Raw genomic sequence first — 21197 nt, 5'->3', positions numbered from 1 at the left:
GCCTCTCCGTCGAGCGGCCCCGAGCCCGCCGGGGACCACACCCCCGTGCGGGCCGTCGGCGGGCCGCGTGACTCCACGTCATCGCTCCGGAGCCACCCGTGTACCCGGGCTCACGGAGCAGAAGGGCAGCAGACATGACCGCACGACCCCGCACCCCCTCGCGGCTGCGAAGGAGCTCCAGGCTCGCCACCCTGGTGGCCGTCCTGCTCACCGCGCTGGCCGCCGTCTTCGCGACCACCGCCCCGGCCGGGGCCACCACGCCCTGGCAGGAGGCGGACCACAACGGCAGCACCCCCGACTCGCCGGCGATGGCGTACTACCGGGGGAGCAACGTCGAGGTCATCCGGGGCGGGGACAACGCCCTGTGGTTCAACGTCGACGGCGGCGGCTTCAACCACATCGGGGGCGTGACGTTCGGCGCGCCCGCGATCACCGCGTACCGCGGCGAGCTCTGGATCTGGCACACCGGGCAGAACGGCGACCTCTGGGGTCAGACCCTCGCCAACCCCGGTGATTCCAACCACCGCAACTGGTAATGGAGTTCGGCCATCCAGTTCAGCACGCAGCGGATCGGCGGCTCCAACGTGGCCGTCCGCCCCGACCTGGGACCGGCCGTCGCGGCCTCCCCGGACCTGCTGCACTTCATCGCCGTCGGCGCCAACGAGCGGATCTACCACGCCACCATGGGCGTCAACCGGAACTTCAGCCCCTGGACCGAACTGCCGGGCGGCGCCCGCACGGAGTCCGCGGCCGGTGCCTCGACCTCGCCCGACAACCGGCTGACCGTGCTCCACCGCGGCACCGACAACCGGATCTACCGCCAGGGCCTGAACTTCCAGTACTGGCACTGGGACAACAACTGGCAGCAGGTCCGGAACACCAACACCAACGCCGCCCCGTCGATCGCCTACAACGGCCACGACAACCTGATGGTCCAGGCCTGGCGCGACGCGGGCACCGGCCAGATCCTGACCTCCGAGAGCCTGACGTACGCCGCCGAGTCGACCGCCCCGCAGGGCGTGCCGAGCGGCAACAACGTCACCAGCCCGTCGGCCCCGCGGGTCGACTCCGAGCCCGACGGCGTCGGCGTGACCATCCGCGGCGGCAACTTCTACGACGTCCAGGGGCACTACTTCCGGAACAACATCATCTACCAGATCCACAACTACTACGGCTGACCGGTCCCCCCGCCGCCGCCCCGTCCCGCCGCCGTCCCGGGTCCGCCGCCCCGGGGCGGCGGCGCCCTCGTACCGCCGGCCCGGAGATCGTCCGTCCGCCATCCGGGCGGGGCCGTCCGGTCGATCTCCGGCTCCCTCCCCCGGCCCGTCATCACCAGCCTCCGACCCCATCTGACCTGGCCCTTCGCCCGGTCGTCCGGAGTCGGAGGTTTGACATTCCGATTGTCGTCCTACAGTCTTCTCGACATGTCTGCCCGTCACCCGATCGAGTGCGCCGCCATCGAGCTGGCGCTGATCGGCGTGGCCGCGCACTGCGTCTCCGACAATCACTGTCGCTGAAACCGCCTGTCCCGAAGCGTTGCGGTGACCGCCGCCTCGGGCTTCGCCCCTCCCTGCGGGCGCGGTGCCGCGCACTCTCCTGACGGCCTCACTGTCGCCCGCCTTCCTCCGTGCACTATCCGTGCACCATCGGTAGCGAAAGGCTCACTTTCCGATGTCCCGATCCGCCCTGTCCCGCCCCGCCCTCACCCCCCGCCGCCTCGCCGCGGCGATCGCCACCGTCGCCCTGGTCGCCGGAGCGGCGGCCTGCGGGCCGAAGACCGACGGCGGTGGGAGCACCGGCAAGGACGCCGCGCCCCAGCAGGGCGGCACCCTGACCGTCCTCAACCAGAACCCGCAGGACCAGTTCGACCCCGCGCGGCTCTACACCTCCGGCGGCGGCAACGTACCCTCGCTGGTCTTCCGCACCCTGACCACCCGCAACCGGGCCGACGGCGCGGCCGGCACCAAGGTCGTCCCCGACCTGGCCACCGACACCGGCACCCCCTCGGACGGCGCCAAGGTGTGGACGTTCCACCTCAAGGACGGTCTGAAGTTCGAGGACGGCTCGCCGATCACCACCGCCGACATCAAGTACGGCATCGAGCGCTCCTTCGCCCCGGAGCTCTCCGGCGGCGCACCGTACCTGCGGGACTGGCTGGTCGGCGCCGCCGACTACCAGGGCCCGTACAAGGACAGCCACGGCCTGGACGCCATCGAGACGCCGGACGAGAAGACCATCGTCTTCCACCTGAACAAGCCCGAGGGCGACTTCCCCTACCTGGCCACCCAGACCCAGTTCACCCCCGTCCCCAAGGCCAAGGACACCGGCGCGAAGTACCAGGACCACCCGGTCTCCTCCGGTCCGTACCAGGTGGTCAAGAACGAGAACGACGGCACCCACCTCGTCCTCAAGCGCAACCCCAACTGGTCGACGGCCACCGACGACCAGCGCAAGGCCTACCCCGACACCATCGACGTGCAGTCCGGCCTGGACCCGGCGGTGATCAACCAGCGGCTCGCCACCGGCACCGGCGCCGACGCGGCCGCCGTCACCACCGACACCAACCTCGGCCCCTCCGAACTCGCCCAGGTGAAGGACGACAAGGCCCTCGCCGCCCGGGTCGGCACCGGCCACTTCGGCTACGTCAACTACCTGGCGTTCAACCCCAAGGTGAAGCCCTTCGACAACCCGAAGGTCCGGCAGGCCGTCGCCTACGCGCTCAACCGCACCTCGGTCGTCAACGCGGCCGGCGGCTCCTCGCTCGCCGAGGCCGCCACCACCTTCCTGCCCGACCAGGAGACCTTCGGGTACACCCCGTACGACCCGTTCCCGGCCGGCCCGACCGGCAACCCGGAGAAGGCCAAGGAGCTGCTGAAGGAGGCCGGTTACCCCGACGGCCTGACCATCACGCTCACCCACTCCAGCTCCACCGGCAAGGGCTACGGTCCGGACCTCGCCACCGCCGTCCAGGACGGTCTGAAGGCGTCCGGGATCACCGTCCAGCTGGAGTCCCTGGACTCCACCAAGTACTCCTCGACCGTCCACACCGTCAGCACCGAGCCGGGCCTGTTCCTCTCCGGCTGGGGCGCCGACTGGCCGTCCGGCGGCCCGTTCCTCGCGCCGATCTTCGACGGCCGGCAGATCGTCACCGACGGCTACAACTTCAACTCCGGTCTGCTGAACGACCCTTCGGTGAACGACGAGATCGACCGGATCAACCAGATCACCGACCACGCCGAGGCCGCCAAGCGCTGGGGCGCCCTGGACAAGCAGATCGGTGACCAGGCCCTCACCGTCCCGCTGTTCCACCCCGTCTACAAGCGCCTCTCCGGCAAGGACGTCCGCAACATCGTGATCAGCGACTGGACCGGGGTGCTCGACGTCTCCCAGGTCGCGGTCAAGTAGCGGACGGGATCGGACGGGATCGAACGGATCGATCGGACCACCATGGCTACAGCACCACAGCAGCCCGGCACCGGGGAGGCCCGCGCGGCCGCCCCGGCCGCCGGGGGCCGGCAGGTGTGGCGGCGGCTGCTCGCGCGGCGCGCCGCCCGCGCGGCCGGCCTCGTCATCGTCCTGCTCGTCCTGGTCGCGGCGGCGGCGCCGCTGCTCAGCGCCCTCGAGGGGCAGGACCCCACCGGCTTCCACAACGACCTGATCGACTCGGCCGCCGGCGGCGTCCCCACCGGCTCCTTCGGCGGCGTCAGCGCCGACCACTGGCTCGGCGTCGAACCGGGCACCGGGCGGGACGTGTTCGCCCGGCTCGTGTACGGCGCGCAGATCTCGCTGCTGGTCGCCGTCGGCGCCACCCTCGTCCAGGTCACCCTGGGCGTCCTGCTCGGCCTCGCCGCCGGCCTCGGCAGCCGGCTGCTCGACCAGCTGATCGGCAACACCACCGAGGTGATGCTCGCGCTGCCCTCGCTGGTCTTCGCGATCTCGCTGATGGCCGTCGTGCCCTCGGACTTCCCCCGCCCGCTGCTGCTGACCCTGGTCATCGGACTGCTGGGCTGGGGCGGCACCGCGCGGATCGTCCGGGCGCAGACGCTCAGCCTCCGTCAGCTCGACTACGTGGCCGCGGCCCGGCTGGCCGGGGCGGGCCGGTGGCGGATCGCCCGCCGGGAGCTGCTGCCCTCGCTGGCCGCGCCGGTCATCACCTACGCGATGCTCCTGCTGCCCTCCAACGTGATGGCCGAGGCCGGACTCTCCTTCCTCGGGGTGGGCGTCAAGCCGCCCACCTCCTCCTGGGGGCAGATGCTCTCCGGCGCGACCACCTGGTTCCGCGCCGACCCGATGTACGTCCTGCTGCCGTCGGCACTGCTGTTCGCCACCGTGCTCGCCTTCACCGTGCTCGGCGACGCCGTGCGCACCGAGCTCGACCCCCGCGCCGCCTCCCGGCTCCGGGTCGGCACCGCGAAGGACGGCACCGCGAAGGGCGGCACCGCGAAGGACGGCGCCGGGGGCACCACCGCCGCGGCAACCGCGGGCAGCACCGCCGACACCGAGGGCACGACCGCCGGCACCACCGGGGAGGCCGCCGCATGATCCGCTTCCTGTTCCGCAAGGCCCTCGGCATGATCGGCGTACTGCTCGCCCTCTCGCTGATCGTCTACGCGGTCTTCTACATCGCCCCCGGCGACCCGGCCCAGCTGGCCTGCGGCGAGAAGTGCAGCCCCGCCCAGGTCCTCCAGGTGCGCGAACGCCTCGGCCTCGACGCGCCGGTGTACCTGCAGTACGCCCACTTCCTCCAAGGCCTGTTCGCCGGCCGCGACTTCAGCGCCGGGACCGGCCTGCTGCACTGCCCGGCGCCCTGCCTCGGCGTCTCCTACCGCAGCGGCGAGCAGGTCACCGACATGATCACCGCCCGGCTCCCGGTGACCGCCTCACTCGCGTTCGGCGCGATGGTGATCTGGCTGGTCCTCGGGGTCGGCACCGGCCTGCTCTCCGCGCTGCGCCGGGGCCGGCTCAGCGAGCGCCTGCTGACCGGGCTGACGCTGGCCGGCACCTCCGTCCCGGTGTTCGTCATCGGCCTGGTGCTGCTCATCGTGCTCTGCGCCCAGCTCCAGTGGCTGCCGTTCCCGACCTACGTACCGCTCACCGAGGACCCCCAGCAGTGGTTCTGGGGACTGCTGCTGCCCTGGGTGTCGCTCGCGCTCATCGAGTCCGCCAAGTACGCCCGGCTGACCCGCTCCTCGATGCTGGAGACGCTCGCCGACGACCACATCCGGACCTTCCGGGCGTACGGCGTCAGCGAGCGGCAGTTGGTGACCCGGCACGCGCTGCGCGGCGCGCTCGCCCCGGTGATCGCGCTCAGCGCCATCGACCTCGGGACGCTGTTCGGCTCCGCCGTGCTCACCGAGACGCTCTTCGGCCTGCCGGGGCTCGGCAAGCTGCTGGTCACCTCGGTCGGCCTGATCGACCTGCCGACCGTCGTCGGCCTCACCCTCGTCACCGGGTTCTTCGTGGCCCTCGCCAACGTCATCGCGGACGTGCTCTACGCGGTGACCGACCGAAGGGTGGTCCTGACGTGAGCGCCGAAGCCCCCGCCACCGCCGCCACCGGACCCCTGGTCGACGTCCGCGACCTGGTCGTCGACTTCCCGACCGATTCCCCCAGCGGCACCGGTCACCTGCGCGCCGTCGACGGCGTCGGCTTCACCCTGGCGGCCGGGGAGGCGCTCGGCATCGTCGGCGAGTCCGGCTCCGGCAAGAGCACCGTCGCCTACGCGCTGCTCGGCCTGCACCGCGGCACCGGCGCCCGGATCGGCGGCTCGGTCCGGGTCGCCGGCGTCGACGCCGTCACCGCCGAGGGCGCCGAACTCCGGCGCCTGCGCGGCTCGCTGGCCGCCATGGTGTTCCAGGACCCGCTGTCCGCGCTCGACCCGTACTACGCCGTCGGCGACCAGATCGCCGAGGTCGTCCGGGTGCACCGGCCGGTCTCCCGCCGGGCCGCCCGGGAGCGGGCCGTCCAGGTGCTCGACCGGGTCGGCATCCCCGACGCGGCCCGCCGCTCGCGCTCGCGCCCGCACGAGTTCAGCGGCGGCATGCGCCAACGGGTGCTGATCGCGATGGCCCTGGCGTGCGAGCCGCGCCTGCTGGTCGCCGACGAGCCCACCACCGCCCTGGACGTCACCGTCCAGGCCCAGGTCCTTGACCTGCTGCACGAGCTGCGCGCCGAGACCGGGGCCGGGCTGGTGCTGGTCACCCACGACCTGGGCGTGGTCGCCGGGAGCGTCGACCGGGTGCTGGTGATGAAGGACGGCAGGGTGGTGGAACACGGCCCGGTCACCGAGGTGCTGGGCGCCCCGCGCGAGCCGTACACCCGGGCGCTGCTCTCCGCGGTGCCCCGGGTCAACGCTCCGCAGACCGCACCGCAGGCCGCACCGCGGGCGGCCGGAGCCGACGTCCTGCTCGAGGCCACCGACCTGCGCAAGGACTTCGGCACCCGCGGCGGCGGCCTCGTCCGGCGCGGCGCCCCGGTGCCCGCGGTGGACGGCGTCTCGCTCACCGTCCGGGCCGGCGAGACCCTGGGCATCGTCGGCGAGTCCGGCTCCGGCAAGACCACCCTCGGGCGGATGCTCGTCCGGCTGCTGGAGCCGACCGGCGGCCGGCTGCACTACCGCGGCCGGGAGATCGGCACGCTCGGGGAGAAGGAACTGCGCCCGCTGCGGCGCGAGCTCCAGATGGTCTTCCAGGATCCGGTCTCCTCGCTCAATCCGCGCCGCAGCATCGGCGATTCCGTCGCCGACCCGCTGCGGATCGCCGGTGAGGGAGACGAGCGGCGGATCCGCGCCCGGGTCGGCGAGTTGCTCGAGCGGGTGGGGCTGGACCCCGACTGGTACCACCGCTACCCGCACGAGTTCTCCGGCGGCCAACGCCAGCGGGTCGGCATCGCCCGGGCCCTCGCGCCCCGGCCGAAGCTGATCGTCTGCGACGAGCCGGTCTCCGCGCTGGACGTCACCACCCAGGCCCAGGTGATCGACCTGCTGGGCGAGTTGCAGCGCGACCTCGGCCTCGCCCTGGTGTTCGTCGCCCACGACCTCGCCGTGGTCCGCCAGGTCAGCGACCGGGTCGCCGTGATGCGGGCCGGCCGGATCGTCGAACAGGGCGACGCCGCCACGGTGTACGACTCCCCGCAACACCCGTACACCAAGGGCCTGCTGGCCGCCGTCCCGGTCCTCGACCCGGCCGAGGCCACCGCCCGCCGCCACGCCCGCCTGGCCGCCACCGGAGTCTGACCGCCGTCGGCCGATCGCCCCGGGTCTCCCCGCACCCTGCGGGGAGACCCGGGGCGTACCGGCGCCCGCCGACCGACGCCCGCAGCCTGTCCGCGCTCGGGCCCTTGCCCCGGGCGTCATAACTGTTATGGTTACAACAGGACAGGGGGGTGGAGGCCGCAATGAGCGCCAACAGCAGGTTGACCGTCGCGGCGCACGCCCTGACCTGGATCGGGCTGTACCAGCGCCGTGGCCACGAGGTCGCCACCTCCGAGCAGATCGCGACCAGCGTCAACACCAACCCGGTGGTGATCCGGCGCCTGCTGGCCCAGCTGCGCAAGGCCGGGCTGACCGACTCGCGGAGGGGCGCCGGCGCCGGCTGGACGCTGCTGCGGGAGCTGTCGGAGATCACCTTGCTCGACGTGTACGAGGCGGTGGAGCCGGGGCCGGTCTTCGCGCTGCACCCCGCCGCCCCCGACCCCGCGTGCGTCGTGGGCCACGGCATCGGGCCGGTGCTGGGCGCCGTCTACGACGGGGTCGAGACCGCCCTTCGCGCCGAGTTGGCGAGGACCACGCTGGAGGCCGTCCTGCGCGACGTCCTGAAGGCCGCCTAGCGCCACCCCCGGGCCGGGCGGAACCGTCCGGCCGTGACCGCGGGGCACTTCTTGCCGCCCACAATGTAACAATAGTGGTTACATCAACGACCAGGAGAGAACCACCATGGGACAGCTGGAGCACAGGACCGCCCTCGTGACCGGAGCCTCCACCGGCATCGGCCTCGCCATCGCCCGCCGGTTCGCCGAGGAGGGGGCCACCGTCTACCTCACCGGCCGCCGCGAGGCCGAACTCGCCGACGCCGTCGCACAGATCGGCGACCGGGCGATCGGCATCCGCGGCGACGTGTCGCGCCTCGACGACCTCGACCGGCTGTTCGCCGAGATCACCGAACGCAGCGGCCGTCTCGACGTCGTGGTGGCCAACGCCGGGGTCGGCGGCTCCGGTCCGCTCGGCACGATCACCGAGCAGGAGTACGAGCGCACCACCTCCGTCAACCTCAAGGGCACGGTCTTCACCGTCCAGAAGGCGCTCCCCCTGCTGTCGCCCGGCGCCTCGGTCATCCTGCTCTCCTCCAGCGCGGCGCTGCGCGCCGTGCCGGGCCTGGGCCTCTACGCCGCCACCAAGGCCGCGATCCGCAGCCTCGCCCGCACCTGGGCCGCCGAACTCGCGGGCCGCGGCATCCGGGTCAACGCCCTCACCCCCGGTCCGGTCTCCACCCCCGGCGCCGACGAACTGCGGGCCGCACTCCCCCAGGAGGCCCGAACCGACGGGCCCGCCGCACCGACCCCGCTCGGCCGGGCCGGACACCCCGAGGAGGTCGCCGCCACCGCCCTCCACCTGGCCGGCGACCAGAGCTCCTTCACCACCGGCGCGGAACTCTTCGTCGACGGCGGTGCCACCCAGCTGTAGCACCGCACCGAGGGCGATCGCCCGACAGCGGGGGACACCGGTCGGCCGTCAGGCCTCCGGTGTCTCCCGCCGACACCGGGCGGGCGGACGCCGGTTGACGCGCCGGCCCCGCGGATGATCGGCTCCCGGCATGGACGACAGCACCGCCGACCCCCGACCGCCCGCCGAGGCGGTCGCCCTCCTGGAGGCCCTGCTCGGGGCGGACACACCTGCCGACCGCGCCCTGCGCGCCCAGATCCCCCACCTACGGGTCACCGGCGGCTGTGCCTGCCCCTGCGCCGGCCTCGACTTCGACCTGGACGACACCGCCCCCGTCCCCTCCGTCCCCGTCCCGGGGCGCCCCGCCGCCGAGGCCACCGTGGTCGACGCCGACGGCGAACCGATCGGTGGCGTCCTGGTGTTCGCCACCGAGGGGCGGCTGTCCGCCCTGGAGGTCTACACCTGGGCCGACGAGCCGATGACCCGCCTGCCCTCCCCCGACCGGCTCCGGCCCTGACCCCGATACCCCGGGGCCGGTCCGAGTGCCCACCCGGCGCGGCCGATGCGTCAACTCCGCACGGCGGGCTCGGGATTGTGCAACAGGAGGTCCCGGCCGAGCTGGGTGAGGGCGTGGCGGACCTCCGTCCCGGCCCGCTCGGTGGTGATCGCCCCGGCGGCCCGCAGGACGGTCGCGTGGGCCGACGCGGTCGCCGGGCTGAGGCCGATGCGGTCACTGAGCAGGGTCGTGGTGCACGGGCCCCGCCCGATCGAGCGCAGCGCCCGGGCCCGCGTCCCGCCGATGAGCAGGGCCAGTCCGTCCACCCTGCGCACCGCGGCCGGGTCCGGGTGCGGAACGCAGACCGGGTACAGCAGGACGGGCGGTTGCCGCCCCTCCAGACCGGCCGCGACTCCGGTCAGGAAGAAGTTCGGGCGCAGCTCCAACCCCCGGCCCCCCAGGTCGAACTCCTCGTCCGCGGCCTGGACCGGGATCCGCAGGACGCCCTCGGGCCGCCAGAGCGCCTGCGCGTGGAGGGCGCCGAGCATGGCGCCGGGCCCGGCCTCGGCCGCCGACCGCGCGTGCTGGGCGATGTCCGCCCTCAGGACCCGCTGGATGTCCGGCCAGTCCGGGGCGAGGCAGGACCGGAACAGCGCCCAGACACCGTCGGCGACCCGGCGCAGCGGGCGCGCGCCGCCCTCCCGCAAGTCCCGGACGATGGGGGCGAGTTCCCGTCCGTCGCCGTGGAAGGCGAGGTCCTGGCGCAGGGTGCCGTCGGTGACGGCGAGCAGGGCGTCGAGTTCGTCGGTGAGCGTGCGGCGCCCGGCGTCGGCGTCGACCGCGAGGAAGTCCGGGACGGCCCTGAGGCTGGCGTTGACGAGTTCCAGGAACGGGGTGGCCTGGTACGGCACGCGCTGCCGCACCCGCCGCCACCACCGGTCGCGGGCGCCCGACGGGCCGACGCAGTGGTGCCCTGCTCCGGCGGTCCCGCCGAGGATCTGGTCCATCGGCGAGATGGTGAACCTGGTCCGGGCCAGGTCCGACACGGTGAAACGAAGGTCGAGCATCTCTCCCCCGAGTGCCTGCGGTCGGCAAGTCGACGGCGGGCAGCATGAGGTGCTCCGTACAAGTTTGACTCGAATTCGCGGCTATTCAGCTCTCCTCTAACAGCTCGCGCCCCTGTCCCCCTGGCCCCCACCATCGCAGTGGGCCGGGACGACGCAGCTGAGTCCGCCCCCGGCACCGCACCCCAGGACGTCCTTCGAAAGGATTCCCATGCAGATCCGCAGGAAGCTCCTCGCCGTCGCCGCCACCGCCGGCCTCGCCCTCACCGGGGTGGCCGTGGCCGGCCCGGCGAACGCCATCGGCCAGGTGGGCTGCCCGACCCACGGACTGACCGTCGCCAGCGGCTCGGAGAGCACCTTCTGTGCAGCGGGCTCCATCGGCTACAAGACCATCAGCGACCTGACCGACGGCTACAAGGGCCAGGTCAGCGATGTCGTCTACGAACAGACCGACTGGAACTGGGCCGCCTTCTACAACTCCACCGGCCCGCTCAAGATGAAGCCCGGGGGCAGCCAGTCCCTCCCGCACGTGATGACCTACGCGCTGGAGATCGACAACCCGAACTGGACGTGATCCCGGGCCGTCCCGGCCTGTGAACCCGGCACCCGCCACCGACCCCTGGTCCCGTGTGGCGGGTGCCGCTCCCGGAGGACGAACATGAAGCGCTCCACCACAGCGGGCCTGGTCATCGCCCTGGCGGCGGCCCTCGCCGCCTGCGGCGCGGAGGACACCCGGCCGGCCCCGCCGCAGCTGGGCGAGATCTCCACCGTCACCGCGATCGGCCAGGTCGTACGGCCGATCGACGTCTACCTGCCCACCTCCGCCCAGAGCGCGGTCGTGCAACGGGCCGTCTACGCGGCGAGCGCGCACTGCCTCCGGCAGCTGGGCATCTCGGAGGCGCCCTGGCCGGACCCGGGCCCGGACGCGGCCGCCGACCAGGACGTCCGCTCGCAGCTCTACGGCTACTTCTCCCCCGGCCGGGTGGCGACCACCGGCTACGACGCCGTCACCGCCGCGGACGACCGCCCGGCGCCCTCGGCCGCCACCCAGCAGGTCCTCGCCGGACGGGACGGCAGCGGCGCCCCGCTGACGGAGTACCAGGGCAGGCCCGTGCCCGAGGGCGGCTGCCTGCGGGCGGCGCTGGACGCCGTCGGCGGATCGATGGCCACCACCCCGGACCCGGCCGCCCTCCCGGGCGGCGGCCCGAAGGAACCGCTCACCGACCCCCGGATCGTGGCCGCCGACCGGCAGTGGAGCGGCTGCATGAAGTCCCGCGGGTTCAGCTACGCCACCCCGGCGGACGCCTTCATGGACCCGCGCTGGCGCGACCGGCGACCGGCTCCCGGGGCCGCCGTCACCCACAGCCCGGTCGAGCTCGCCACCGCGACCGCCGACGACGCCTGCAAGCGGTCGACCAACCTCATGGGGATCGCGGTGGCCGTCCAGACCGCCTACGACAAGCAGTACATCGCGGCCCACGCGGACGACCTGGCGGCGTTCACCCGCCGTGTCCGGCAGCACATCGCCGACTGCGAGAAGCTCATCGCCACGGACGGCGCCGGATAGCGGCCGGGGCGCCGGACAGTCGCCACGGAGCCGGTCGGCGCCCCCGGCGCGGCCCGGCGGGAGGCGCTTTCCGGCATGGGTGGAATCGCGGCGCGGCGCGTTTCGCCCGCCGGGCAGCGGTCCGGGAGGGTGGGGTCCGACCGTCCTCCCCACCCGACCCGAAGGGACCTGCCATGATCTTCATCACCGTGAAGTTCCCCGTCCGCCCCGAGCTCAGCGCGCAGTGGCTGGACATCGTCCGCGACTTCACCGAGTCGACCCGCGCCGAGCCGGGCAACCTGTTCTTCGACTGGTCCCGCAGTGTGGCCGACCCGGACGAGTACGTGCTGGTCGAGGGCTTCCGGGACGGCGAGGCCGGACGGGAGCACGTGGAGTCGGCGCACTTCCGGCAGGCGATGGAGACGCTGGCCGGCGCGGTCGCCGCCAAGCCGAAGATCATCAGCGTCGACCTCCCCGACCGGTCCGACTGGGACCTGATGGGCGAGATCACGCCGCGCGAGGTCTGAGGCCGCGCGAGGCCCGGGGCCGCAGCGGCCCGGAGGCCCGGGGGCCGGTGGCCGCTCCGGCGCAGGTCACCGGCAGACTGGAGGGGTCACGCAGGACGACCCCGAGGAGCATCCGTCATGGCCGGTCAGACCGGGCCGCGCGCCGCCGACCGCACCCTGGAGGTGCTGGAACTCGTCGCGCGGGCGAGCGGGCCGCTCTCGGCCAAGGCCCTCGCCCGCAGCCTCGGCTGCGCCCTGTCGACCGCCTACACCCTGCTCGCCCCGCTCACCGAGCGCGGCTACCTGGTCCGCACCGACGGCGGTTACACCCTCGGCTACCAGGTCGCCGCGCTGCACCGCGCCTTCCTGCGGCAGACCGGCCTGGGCAGCGGCATCGACGGGGTGCTCGCCCGGATGCGGCGGACCACCCGGGCCTCCGCGAACTACGTGGCCTACCAGGGCGACGGCCTGGTGATCGCCGACGTGCGGACCGTGGCCGCCGAGGGCGACGAGCGGCCCGAGCTCGCGACCGGCGTCGACCCCCGCTCGCACGCCTACGCGCACGGCAAGATCGCACTGGCCGCCGCCGGGCCGGCCGCCCGGCGCCGCTACCTGGAACAGCCGGGGCTGCGCCGGTTCACCCCGCGGACCATCGCCTCCGTCGAGCAGCTCGACGAGGAACTGCGGCGGATCCGCCGCACCGGCGTCGCGCTGGACGTCGAGGAGGCCCGGCCGGGGCTGGCCTGCCTGGCGGCGCCCGTCCTGGGGGCCGACGGCGGCGTGGTCGGCAGCGTCTCGCTGTCCGTCCGCCCGGAGGACCTGCGGGCCCGCCGCCGGGAGCTGATCGCCGCCGTCAAGCGGGCCGCCGAGGAGGCCGCCGAGGCCGGTCAGCCGGCCGGGTAGCCCGGCCGCGTCACCGGAATGCGGGACGGCGGCAGCCGGGCCAACTGGGGTGAATGAGGCTGCGATCCCATTCACCTCAGCTAGCCCGGCTGCCGCACAGCATCGTCCTCCGCGGCGATCCCCGTCAAGTACCGCGCACCACGGTGATGTTGGTCGGGTACCGGCCGGCGTGCCACGGCTCCCCAACGCTCCAGCGCAGGCTTTCCCCCGACTTTTCCACGGCTTTCCCACCACCCGGACGTCCGCTGCCCGGACGGTGCACCGTCTCCCTCACCGGAATGCAGCAACGGGGGCCGGAACGCCCGGCACCCCACGGGCACCGCCCGCTCCGGCCCCGTTCCCCTCCCCCGCGCGGACGCCGGCGCCACCGAACCGCCCGGACCACGAGTTGCCGCCCACCGCGCCGCCCTTCAGGCTGAGCGCAAACAGACAGATGCGGAGCCGTTCGGCTCCGCCTTTGTCCGAGGAGGCGCTGTGGCCGGATATTTCGCGACCTCTCAGGAAACCTTGGTCGGCGACGCCCTGGCCGGCTTCGCCACCGTGCACCGCGGGCTCGTCGTGCACGACGCCGAGGACGGCTACCTGCACTCCCGGCACCGCTCCGCCGCGCGCCGGGTCGGGCTGCTCTCCGGGGGCGGATCCGGGCACGAGCCGATGCACATCGGCTTCGTCGGCGCCGGGATGCTGGACGCGGCCTGCCCGGGGCAGGTGTTCGCCTCCCCGCACAACCGCCAGCTCTTCAAGGCGTCCTGCGCGGTCGCGGGCCCGGAGGGCGTGCTGCACGTCGTCAAGAACTACACCGGGGACCGGATCAACTTCGGCATCGCGGCCGAACGGCTGGCGCACGCGGGGATCCCGTGCGCCCGGGTCCTGGTGGACGACGACCTCGCCTCCGAGTCCGGGGACATCGCGGTGGGCCGCCGGGGCACCGCCGGGACGGTGCTGGTGGAGAAGGTCCTCGGCGCCGCCGCGGACCGCGGCCTCGGGCTGGCCGAACTGACCGCGCTCGGCGGCCGGTTGGTCGACCGCTGCCGGAGCATGGCGGTCGCCGCCGCCGCCCACACCTCCCCCGCCACCGGGCTGGCCGCCTACCTCCCGCCGCCCGGGACGATCGAGTTCGGGGTGGGCATCCACGGGGAGCGCGCCGCCCGTTCGGTGCCCAGCGGGCCCCTGGACGAGCTGGTCGACTGGATGGCCGGGGCGCTCGTCACGGCGCTGCGACCGGGCACCGACGAGCCGGTGATCGCCCTGGTGAACGGGCTGGGCGCGGTGACCGACCTCGAACTGTACGCGGTGGCGCGCGAGTTGCTGCGCACGCTGGAGCGGCAGGGGGTACGGGTCGCCCGCAGCCTGGTGGGCGACTTCTCGACCGCGCTGGACACCCGGGGCTTCTCGGTCTCGCTCCTGGTCGGCGACGACCGGATCCTCGGCCTGTACGACGCGCCGGTGCACACCCCCGCCCTGCGGTGGACCGGCCCTACGGCGATGGAGGCAGTACGGTGACGACCTTCGACGAAGCGTTCACCCGGGCGTGGATCACCCGTTTCGCCGACTCGGTGGCGGCCACCGAGCCCGAACTCACCGCGCTGGACCAGCAGTCGGGGGACGGCGACTTCGGGGTCAACCTGCTCGCCGGGGTCTCCTGCGCGATGACGGCACTCGGCGGGCTGCCGCCGGGCCCGGCCCTGCCCGTCGGGCGTCCGCTCCAGGTCGCCGCGACCGCCTTCCTGGACGAGGTCGGCGGAACCAGCGGCCCGCTCTTCGGGCTGCTGCTGCACCACCTCGCCGAGGCCGCCGTCCACCCCGCCCTCACCGCACCGGACCTGGCCCGCGGCACGGCCGCCGGTCTGGCCGCGATCCAGCGCGTCGGCGAGGCCGTGCCCGGGGACAAGACGCTCGTCGACGCGCTGGCGCCGGCCGCGGCGGCCCTGGAGCTGTGCTCGCGGGACACCCCGGTGGACGCCGCCCTGCTGCTGGCGGCGGACGCCGCCTTCGGGGGCGTCCGCGCCACCAGGGCCCTGCGGGCCCGCCGGGGCCGGGCCAGCTACCTCGGGGAGCGGGCGTCCGGCCTCCCCGATCCGGGGGCCGTGGGCGTGGGGCTGTTCTTCGCCTCGGCGGTGCGGCCGCTCACCTCGCTGACCCCGGTGCTGACGGACGACGGCGTCGGCTGCGAGGAACCGGACGCCCCGGTCGCGGCGGGCTGACCGCACGGGCCCGGGTGCGCGGAGGGCTCTCACCCCCGCGCACCCGGGCCCGTTTCGGACCCTCCGGGCTCAGCCCGCCGGGCAGCGGGACGGCCGGGAGGCCGCCCAGGCGAGCACCGACGGGTCGGCCAGGCTGGTGACCCAGAGGTCGACCGCGGCCCGCTCCTCGTCGCTGGGCCGGGGTCCCACGCCGAGGACCCGCAGGCCCGCGCCGACGGCCGACCGGATCCCGCAGGCGGAGTCCTCCACCGCGAGGGCGTCCGCCGGCACCGCGCCGCAGAGCTCCACGGCGGCCAGGTAGAGCGCCGGGTCCGGCTTGGGCCGCAGGCAGTCCTCCGGCACCAGCACGTGCCCGAAGAGCGGCAGCAGGCCCGCGTGGTCCAGGCTGGACTCGACCACGTCGCGGGGGCAGTTGCTGGCCACCGCCAGCGGGGCGAACTCCGCGGCGGCGCGCACCAGCTCCGGGGCGCCGGGGCAGGTGACCGGGTTCTCGGCGACGAGCTTGCGGAAGCTCTCCAGGAGCTGACGGGTCATCTCCTCGGCCAGCCCGGGCCGGCCGGCCGTCTCGGCCATCAGCCGACCGCACTGGGTGTAGTGCAGGCCCTTGGCGCGGTCCGAGAAGGAGGCGTCCGGGGCGACGCCGTAGCTGTGCAGCACCAGGCTCCTGGCGTCCTGCCAGTGGCTCTCGCTGTCCATGAGGGTGCCGTCGCAGTCGAAGACGACGGCCGTGGGGGTCCAGCTGAGGATCGATTCTTTCGCCATGCCTCTACCGTTCGATGAAAGGGAGGAGTACGGGCGAGCGAAGGCCGTGACCGATCGCGCAGGCGTGAGGGGCGACGCGGCGAGCTCGCGGTTCCCGGACGCGGGCCCGCCGTGGGAGAACGGACCGTCGACCGCCGGGGTGGCCGGACATGTCCGGCCGGACCGGTTCCGGATCCACCCGTCGGGCGGATCCGGAACATAACGTTCCCAACGTTATGACCGTTACGCTTTGCGGTCAAAGCGATTCCCAGCGTGTTCGGGATGCGGATCAGGAGTACCTCAGCACCCCGACGGCGGTCGGACCGGCGCCCTGGCGGATCCGGAACACCCCCGTCGTCCCGTACACCGCGCACTGGACCGCCGCCGGCGGCCGGTACTCGGTGAAGCGCAGGGCCCGGAGCACGCAGGCGACCGGCCGGCGGAGCCACCCCGCGCTCTGCACCGCCACCGCCTGCCGGGCCGCCTCCAGCAGGGCGACGCCGGGCACGTGGTCACTCGTGTGGTCGAAGAAGTACGGGTGCCGGGGGTCGGCCGGGTCGAGCCGGGCGCCGTCCGGGCCGAGGGCGAGCAGCACGTCGTGCGGGGAGGCCACCCCCAGGACGTCCGGGTCCGGCCGGGTGCCGGAGCCCCCGACCGGGGCGTGCGGCCCCGGCACCGGACCACGCAGGGCCGCGTACCGGTCGGTGTCCAGGATCCGCGCCCCGCCGCCCGCCGTGGCGAACAGCCGTCCGTCGGCGTGGAATCCGGCGCGCAGCCGCAGGCCCGACAGCGCGCCGGAGGCCGCGTCCCGCCGCAGCCCGTCCATCGCGACCGAGCAGGTCACCTCGGTGGCGCCGTGCCGCGCCACCGGTTCGGCCCGCGGGTCGATCGCGTAGTGCACGTCGGTGATCAGGAAGTGCGGCCCGGGCGGGGTGACGCAGAACCGCAGCGGCAGGTAGATGCCCAGCTGGCGGAGGGTCTCCACGATCATCAGGGGGCTGTGGGCGCCGCGACCGCCGCGCGGGAAGGTCGGGTGGGAGAGCGGCCACTGCACCGCCGCCGCGAACCGTCCGGCGCCGAACTCCCGTACGTCCGTCAGAAGCACTTCCGCCACCGAGACCCGGTGCACCAGCTCACGCGGGACCGTCCGCGACCAGCTGAGCGGCGGAGCCGCTCCGGTCACCGGGAAGGACTCGTCCGCCGCGACCGCGAAATCCCCATCAGACATATGAATAGCACATATCAAGCCTTTCGAAAATGCATGTGGAATACGCCTGCGCACGACCCGGAAGCCGCTATTTTTGCCCCATCAGCGGGCGGACCGACCGAGGCAGAGAACACGTGCAAGAACGGGCTACGACGACGCGAACGGCCATCCTGGAGGCCGCCGCACGGCTCTTCGACGAAAAGGGCTACGCCGCGACGAGCATCAGCGAGATCAGTGCGCTCTCCGGACGCACCAGCGGCGCCGTCTACTTCCACTACACCAGCAAGGAGAACCTGGCCCGGGCCGTCGTCGAGGCCCACTTCGCCGCCTGGCCCCCGCTCATCGGCGGCGCGGATTCCGCCGGGTGCCCGATGGAGCGGCTGGTGCTGTTGAGCTTCCTGGTGGCCCGGGCGTTCCGCGACGACGTGGTGGTACGGGCCGGCGCCCGGCTCTGGTCCGAGCGGAAGGCCATCGACGCCGTCCTGCCGGTGCCCTTCGTGGGCTGGATCGAGACGGTCACCGCACTGCTCCGGGACGCCCGCCTCCGGGGCGACCTGTCGCCGGGCGTCGATCCGCAGGCCGCCGGCCGGTCCGTGGTCTGCGCCTTCTACGGGCTGCACACCGTCTCCGACGCGCTGGACGGGCGGCGCCGGATCGAGGCCCACCTGGTGGACCTCTGGCACCTGCTGCTGCCCGCCCTCCAGCCCGGGCCGGACCCGGCGGCCCTGCTCACCCGTGTCCGGGACCGCCTGCCGGTCGCCCGCGGCTGACTCCGACCGCCACCGGCCGCTACCGGCCGGGCCCCGCAGCCCCGTCCGGGCCCTCCTCCCGGAGCGGGTGCCGGGCGTCGGCGACCAGCCGACGGATCACCGTGTCGAGGTCGGTGCCCAGCCGCTGGGCCACCCGGGTGAGCAGGGACAGCGCGGTGTGCGCCGTCACTCCGAACCGCTCCATGGTGAGGCCGATGGCGACGCCGGTCGTATGGCTCCGGTCGAACAGGTCGGTGACCGACCGGGCCAGCGCGGTGCGGTCCAACTCGATCGACGCCTGGAGGGCGAGGAAGGCGACCAGCCCCTCCGAGGGCGCGCCCACCACGTCCGAGGAGGAGCGCAGGTAGGCGCTGTACGCGGTGCACCCGTACGGGTGGGCCCGCAGGTGCGCGGTGACGACCGATCGCGCCCCGCAGCGCCGGGCCCGGTCCGTGAACCGGCCGGGGCGCCCGGTGTCGAGCAGGACCACGACCTGGCCGTCCCCCTGCCGGCGGATCCGCGGCAGCGGGCCCGAGCCGGCCTCGCCCTGCGCGCGCTCCAGCGTCAGCAGCTGCGGGGAGCTCGCGGCCAGGACCTCCACCGTCCCGTCGTCGTGCCAGGTGCTCACGGCCGCGCCCACGCAGTCCGGCACGGTGACCCGGGACAGCTGGACCAGTTCCTTCAGGGTGGCGGTGGGCCGGTGCCGCTGCCCGTCGCTCACCGCGAGTTCACCCAGGGAGGCGAGCAGCCCGCCGGTGCCGTCCGCCGCACCCTCGGTGGGGGCGGCGCCGGGGCCCGCCGCCGGGGCGGCGGACGGGCGCGCCCGGGTGAGCAGGGCCCGGGCCCGGGCGACGGCGCGGGCGCCGTTCTTCTCCCCGGTGTAGACCCCGAGCGTGTAGCAGACGTCGCGCAGTCGCTGCCGGGCCTCGGCCGAGCGCTGGGCGGTCAATGCCTCGTACTCCGCGACCAGCCGGGCCAGCGCGGTGGGATCCACGATCGCCATGAACACCTCCTGGTGTCCCGGTCAGTATGGACCCGTCCGCACCGCCGCCCGCGAGGTCTCTGCCGCCGTCCGAGCGACGGCCCCGCCCCGGCCGCCGGTGCCGGGCTCAGTCGGCCGCGCCCCGGTCGACCGGGCCCGGGACGAGGGGCGCCATCACGTGCTGGGTCGGGTTGGTGCCGTAGTCGTCGGCGGGGCCGTCGTCGTCGGAGTTCACCGAGGCGGTGACCGAGCTGGTCGCCCAGGACACCACGCCCAGGATCAGGAAGACCACCACCAGGCCGCGCCCGGCGCCGCTCAGCACCAGCGGCCGGGTGGCCGACACCCGCTCGGGCTCGCTGCCCGGCTCCTCGCCGAACAGGCGCTTGGGGTAGGCCGAGGTGAGCATCAGCAGGTAGGCCGTGTACCGCAGCTGGTAGCGCAGGATGGCGGTGGTCGCCTCGTACAGCGGCTGCGGCATCCGGCCGAGGACGAGCACCACCAGCCAGATGATGAACGACACCATCCACCACCCCGCGTGCAGCAGCCCCTGCACGATCGACGCCGGGATGACCAGGATGATCCGGAACAGCACGGCCAGCCGGTTCAGCTCCCCCGGGCGCAGCCCGACCTGCACGGGGTGCTGGGGCGCCCGGAACCGGAACGGCGGGTAGTGGTCCGTGGTGAGCATCAGGTAGGCGTTCACCCTCACCTCGTACGGCACGTACGAGGTGAGGTAGGCGGCGGCGAACCCGGGGAGCCGGCCGAGGATCAGCGCGCCGAACCAGCCGATCACCGTGACGAAGAACGCCACCACCGACAGCACCCAGACCACCACGAACTGCGGGATCAGCAGCAGCAGGCGCAGCAGCACCGTCCAGCGGTCCTGGCGACCGACCGCCGGCATGTCCAGTACGGGAAGCCACTCACGGCTGACGGGGGCGGGGGGAGCCTGCCACATCCGGGCCTCCACGGTCTCGGGACGACGGGACCCGGCGGTCCGTCACCGCCGGGTCCCTCCGAAGATCGCAGTCCGCCGACCGCACCGCGCGTCACGTTGCTCCGGACGGGTGCGCCGGGCGCTGTCGGGCGCCCGGAGCTGTCGGGGCGTCGGCCTGACCGCGGGTCGGCCCGCCGGGTCGGCCCGCGGCCCGGGCCTGGGGAAATCCCCACCCCCGGTACGCCGGTTGGCCGGATCGTCCGGACGATCTTGGAACGCGAGGCTGGGGGCCTCAGGAAGTTCCCACGTCAAGGAGGATCCCCGATGTTCGACAGGACGTTCGTGCGGCGTCGTGCCACCCGTCTCGCCACCGTGACCGCGGTCGCCCTCGGGTGCGCCGTCGCCACCGCCGGCAGCGCCTCGGCGATCGTCAACGGGACGGACGCCGACCGGCCCTACCCGTTCATGGCCTCCGTCCCGGTGTCGGCCCCGGGCCTGCCCGACGGCGTCTGCGGCGGCTCGCTGATCGACCGCCAGTGGGTGCTGACGGCGGCCCACTGCGTCGACCGGGCCCTGGTCACGCCGGCCGGCACGGTCCGGATCGGCAGCTCCGAGCGCAAGGCCGGCGGCACCGTCCGCGCGATCGCCGGCACCTTCACCCACCCCGGCTACCGGCAGGGCGGGGGCACCGGGCCCAACCTGGACGACGTCGCACTGATCCGGCTGGACCGGCCGGTCCGGGAGCGGCCCGTCCCCGTCGCCGAGCGGCCCGGCGCTCCCGGCACCCCGACCCGGCTGCTCGGCTTCGGAACCGTCGTCGACACCGACGCGCTCGGCGGGCTGCGCTTCCCCGACCACCTCCAGCAGCTCGACACCCGACGGGCGGCCGAGTCCGAGTGCGACCCGGGCTACGCGGGCCCCACCCGGCTGTGCACCGTCAGCCGGGTGCCGAACGCGATGGCCTGCTTCGGCGACTCCGGCGGGCCGCAGCTCCAGCGCGGCCGGGGCGGGCGCTGGGAGCTGATCGGCGTCACCTCCGGTCCCGGCGTCGGCGGGCACGTGCCGTGCGCCTCCGGCCCCGGCCTGTACAGCAGCGCGCCGGCCTACGCGGACTGGATCCGGGCGACGATCCGCGCGAACGGCTGACCCGGCGGGCCGGAACGCCGGAAGCGCCCGGCCGGACGGGTGTCCGTCCGGCCGGGC

23 protein-coding genes are annotated in these 21197 nt (G+C 74.1%); 18 read left to right on the top strand and 5 right to left on the bottom strand.

The window, feature by feature from the left end:
• Positions 1 to 134 precede the first annotated feature (134 nt).
• The 10 genes from AB0O91_RS07590 (at position 135) to AB0O91_RS07545 (ending at position 9176) form a co-directional block, all read left to right on the top strand.
• A complete protein-coding gene (locus AB0O91_RS07590; protein WP_363428960.1) occupies positions 135 to 536 on the top strand; it encodes a hypothetical protein in 402 nt (133 codons plus the stop codon).
• Between the two features lie 48 nt (positions 537 to 584).
• The gene (locus tag AB0O91_RS07585; RefSeq protein WP_363428958.1) at positions 585 to 1178 is read left to right on the top strand and encodes a hypothetical protein; all 594 of its coding nucleotides are present in this window, start codon (positions 585 to 587) and stop codon (positions 1176 to 1178) included.
• 246 nt (positions 1179 to 1424) lie between these two features.
• Entirely contained in the window at positions 1425 to 1517 is a 93-nt protein-coding gene (locus AB0O91_RS07580; RefSeq protein ID WP_363428956.1) for an Ms4533A family Cys-rich leader peptide, read from the top strand.
• Positions 1518 to 1686: 169 nt separating this feature from the next.
• Positions 1687 to 3405 (top strand): ABC transporter substrate-binding protein, encoded by a 1719-nt coding sequence (locus AB0O91_RS07575; RefSeq protein WP_363429146.1) that lies wholly within the window; start codon positions 1687 to 1689, stop codon positions 3403 to 3405.
• A 42-nt stretch (positions 3406 to 3447) separates the two neighbouring features.
• Positions 3448 to 4542 (top strand): ABC transporter permease, encoded by a 1095-nt coding sequence (locus AB0O91_RS07570; protein WP_363428954.1) that lies wholly within the window; start codon positions 3448 to 3450, stop codon positions 4540 to 4542.
• Positions 4539 to 5528 (top strand): ABC transporter permease, encoded by a 990-nt coding sequence (locus AB0O91_RS07565; protein ID WP_363428952.1) that lies wholly within the window; start codon positions 4539 to 4541, stop codon positions 5526 to 5528. Before AB0O91_RS07570 ends, AB0O91_RS07565 begins: the two co-directional genes overlap by 4 nt.
• A gap of 53 nt (positions 5529 to 5581) precedes the next feature.
• Entirely contained in the window at positions 5582 to 7234 is a 1653-nt protein-coding gene (locus tag AB0O91_RS07560; protein ID WP_363429144.1) for an ABC transporter ATP-binding protein, read from the top strand.
• A gap of 161 nt (positions 7235 to 7395) precedes the next feature.
• Positions 7396 to 7827 (top strand): Rrf2 family transcriptional regulator, encoded by a 432-nt coding sequence (locus AB0O91_RS07555; RefSeq protein WP_363428950.1) that lies wholly within the window; start codon positions 7396 to 7398, stop codon positions 7825 to 7827.
• 106 nt (positions 7828 to 7933) lie between these two features.
• Complete coding sequence (locus tag AB0O91_RS07550) at positions 7934 to 8680, top strand: glucose 1-dehydrogenase (RefSeq protein WP_363428948.1); 747 nt, start codon at positions 7934 to 7936, stop codon at positions 8678 to 8680.
• A 130-nt stretch (positions 8681 to 8810) separates the two neighbouring features.
• On the top strand, positions 8811 to 9176 hold the full coding sequence (locus AB0O91_RS07545; protein WP_363428946.1) for a hypothetical protein: 366 nt from the start codon (positions 8811 to 8813) through the stop codon (positions 9174 to 9176).
• 50 nt (positions 9177 to 9226) lie between these two features.
• On the opposite strand, the gene AB0O91_RS07540 is transcribed toward AB0O91_RS07545, so the two are convergent.
• Positions 9227 to 10222, bottom strand: coding sequence for a winged helix-turn-helix domain-containing protein (locus AB0O91_RS07540; protein WP_363428944.1), 996 nt, complete (start codon positions 10220 to 10222; stop codon positions 9227 to 9229).
• A 208-nt stretch (positions 10223 to 10430) separates the two neighbouring features.
• On the opposite strand from AB0O91_RS07540, the gene AB0O91_RS07535 reads away from it, so the two are divergent.
• From AB0O91_RS07535 to AB0O91_RS07510, 6 genes are all read left to right on the top strand, one after another.
• Entirely contained in the window at positions 10431 to 10793 is a 363-nt protein-coding gene (locus tag AB0O91_RS07535; protein ID WP_363428942.1) for a hypothetical protein, read from the top strand.
• Between the two features lie 84 nt (positions 10794 to 10877).
• Entirely contained in the window at positions 10878 to 11786 is a 909-nt protein-coding gene (locus AB0O91_RS07530; RefSeq protein ID WP_363428940.1) for a hypothetical protein, read from the top strand.
• 173 nt (positions 11787 to 11959) lie between these two features.
• Positions 11960 to 12292, top strand: coding sequence for a putative quinol monooxygenase (locus tag AB0O91_RS07525; RefSeq protein ID WP_363428938.1), 333 nt, complete (start codon positions 11960 to 11962; stop codon positions 12290 to 12292).
• 117 nt (positions 12293 to 12409) lie between these two features.
• On the top strand, positions 12410 to 13174 hold the full coding sequence (locus AB0O91_RS07520; protein WP_363428936.1) for an IclR family transcriptional regulator C-terminal domain-containing protein: 765 nt from the start codon (positions 12410 to 12412) through the stop codon (positions 13172 to 13174).
• Between the two features lie 474 nt (positions 13175 to 13648).
• Positions 13649 to 14677 carry a dihydroxyacetone kinase subunit DhaK gene (locus AB0O91_RS07515; protein ID WP_363428934.1) on the top strand — a complete coding sequence of 343 codons (1029 nt, stop codon included), beginning with the start codon at positions 13649 to 13651 and terminating at the stop codon, positions 14675 to 14677.
• Positions 14674 to 15378 (top strand): DAK2 domain-containing protein, encoded by a 705-nt coding sequence (locus AB0O91_RS07510; protein WP_363428932.1) that lies wholly within the window; start codon positions 14674 to 14676, stop codon positions 15376 to 15378. Before AB0O91_RS07515 ends, AB0O91_RS07510 begins: the two co-directional genes overlap by 4 nt.
• Positions 15379 to 15447: 69 nt before the next feature.
• Here AB0O91_RS07510 and AB0O91_RS07505 read toward each other — a convergent pair whose 3' ends face one another.
• Both AB0O91_RS07505 and AB0O91_RS07500 read right to left on the bottom strand, forming a co-directional pair.
• Positions 15448 to 16140: an HAD family phosphatase gene (locus tag AB0O91_RS07505; protein WP_363428930.1), complete on the bottom strand. Its 693-nt coding sequence runs from the start codon at positions 16138 to 16140 to the stop codon at positions 15448 to 15450.
• Positions 16141 to 16408: 268 nt separating this feature from the next.
• Positions 16409 to 17347 (bottom strand): ScbA/BarX family gamma-butyrolactone biosynthesis protein, encoded by a 939-nt coding sequence (locus AB0O91_RS07500; protein WP_363428928.1) that lies wholly within the window; start codon positions 17345 to 17347, stop codon positions 16409 to 16411.
• A 113-nt stretch (positions 17348 to 17460) separates the two neighbouring features.
• Between AB0O91_RS07500 and AB0O91_RS07495 the strand changes: the two genes are divergently transcribed.
• The gene (locus tag AB0O91_RS07495; RefSeq protein WP_363428926.1) at positions 17461 to 18096 is read left to right on the top strand and encodes a ScbR family autoregulator-binding transcription factor; all 636 of its coding nucleotides are present in this window, start codon (positions 17461 to 17463) and stop codon (positions 18094 to 18096) included.
• A 19-nt stretch (positions 18097 to 18115) separates the two neighbouring features.
• On the opposite strand, the gene AB0O91_RS07490 is transcribed toward AB0O91_RS07495, so the two are convergent.
• Positions 18116 to 19078: a DUF5133 domain-containing protein gene (locus AB0O91_RS07490; protein WP_363428924.1), complete on the bottom strand. Its 963-nt coding sequence runs from the start codon at positions 19076 to 19078 to the stop codon at positions 18116 to 18118.
• 106 nt (positions 19079 to 19184) lie between these two features.
• Positions 19185 to 19961: a DUF4389 domain-containing protein gene (locus AB0O91_RS07485; RefSeq protein WP_363428922.1), complete on the bottom strand. Its 777-nt coding sequence runs from the start codon at positions 19959 to 19961 to the stop codon at positions 19185 to 19187.
• A gap of 357 nt (positions 19962 to 20318) precedes the next feature.
• Between AB0O91_RS07485 and AB0O91_RS07480 the strand changes: the two genes are divergently transcribed.
• Complete coding sequence (locus AB0O91_RS07480) at positions 20319 to 21140, top strand: serine protease (RefSeq protein ID WP_363428920.1); 822 nt, start codon at positions 20319 to 20321, stop codon at positions 21138 to 21140.
• Positions 21141 to 21197: the final 57 nt, after the last annotated feature.

It is taken from the genome of Kitasatospora sp. NPDC089797 (assembly GCF_040684795.1).
GTDB lineage: Bacteria > Actinomycetota > Actinomycetes > Streptomycetales > Streptomycetaceae > Kitasatospora.
Note: the sequence above shows the minus strand (reverse complement) of the source record. Positions and strands in the feature narration are given on the sequence as shown.

Coding starts and splice junctions, on each gene's coding strand:
- AB0O91_RS07590 (WP_363428960.1), top strand. CDS start 135: ATGACCGCACGACCCCGCACCCCCTCGCGGCTGCGAAGGAGCTCCAGG.
- AB0O91_RS07580 (WP_363428956.1), top strand. CDS start 1,425: ATGTCTGCCCGTCACCCGATCGAGTGCGCCGCCATCGAGCTGGCGCTG.
- AB0O91_RS07570 (WP_363428954.1), top strand. CDS start 3,448: ATGGCTACAGCACCACAGCAGCCCGGCACCGGGGAGGCCCGCGCGGCC.
- AB0O91_RS07565 (WP_363428952.1), top strand. CDS start 4,539: ATGATCCGCTTCCTGTTCCGCAAGGCCCTCGGCATGATCGGCGTACTG.
- AB0O91_RS07555 (WP_363428950.1), top strand. CDS start 7,396: ATGAGCGCCAACAGCAGGTTGACCGTCGCGGCGCACGCCCTGACCTGG.
- AB0O91_RS07550 (WP_363428948.1), top strand. CDS start 7,934: ATGGGACAGCTGGAGCACAGGACCGCCCTCGTGACCGGAGCCTCCACC.
- AB0O91_RS07545 (WP_363428946.1), top strand. CDS start 8,811: ATGGACGACAGCACCGCCGACCCCCGACCGCCCGCCGAGGCGGTCGCC.
- AB0O91_RS07540 (WP_363428944.1), bottom strand. CDS start 10,222: ATGCTCGACCTTCGTTTCACCGTGTCGGACCTGGCCCGGACCAGGTTC.
- AB0O91_RS07535 (WP_363428942.1), top strand. CDS start 10,431: ATGCAGATCCGCAGGAAGCTCCTCGCCGTCGCCGCCACCGCCGGCCTC.
- AB0O91_RS07530 (WP_363428940.1), top strand. CDS start 10,878: ATGAAGCGCTCCACCACAGCGGGCCTGGTCATCGCCCTGGCGGCGGCC.
- AB0O91_RS07525 (WP_363428938.1), top strand. CDS start 11,960: ATGATCTTCATCACCGTGAAGTTCCCCGTCCGCCCCGAGCTCAGCGCG.
- AB0O91_RS07520 (WP_363428936.1), top strand. CDS start 12,410: ATGGCCGGTCAGACCGGGCCGCGCGCCGCCGACCGCACCCTGGAGGTG.
- AB0O91_RS07505 (WP_363428930.1), bottom strand. CDS start 16,140: ATGGCGAAAGAATCGATCCTCAGCTGGACCCCCACGGCCGTCGTCTTC.
- AB0O91_RS07500 (WP_363428928.1), bottom strand. CDS start 17,347: ATGTCTGATGGGGATTTCGCGGTCGCGGCGGACGAGTCCTTCCCGGTG.
- AB0O91_RS07490 (WP_363428924.1), bottom strand. CDS start 19,078: ATGGCGATCGTGGATCCCACCGCGCTGGCCCGGCTGGTCGCGGAGTAC.
- AB0O91_RS07485 (WP_363428922.1), bottom strand. CDS start 19,961: ATGCCGGCGGTCGGTCGCCAGGACCGCTGGACGGTGCTGCTGCGCCTG.
- AB0O91_RS07480 (WP_363428920.1), top strand. CDS start 20,319: ATGTTCGACAGGACGTTCGTGCGGCGTCGTGCCACCCGTCTCGCCACC.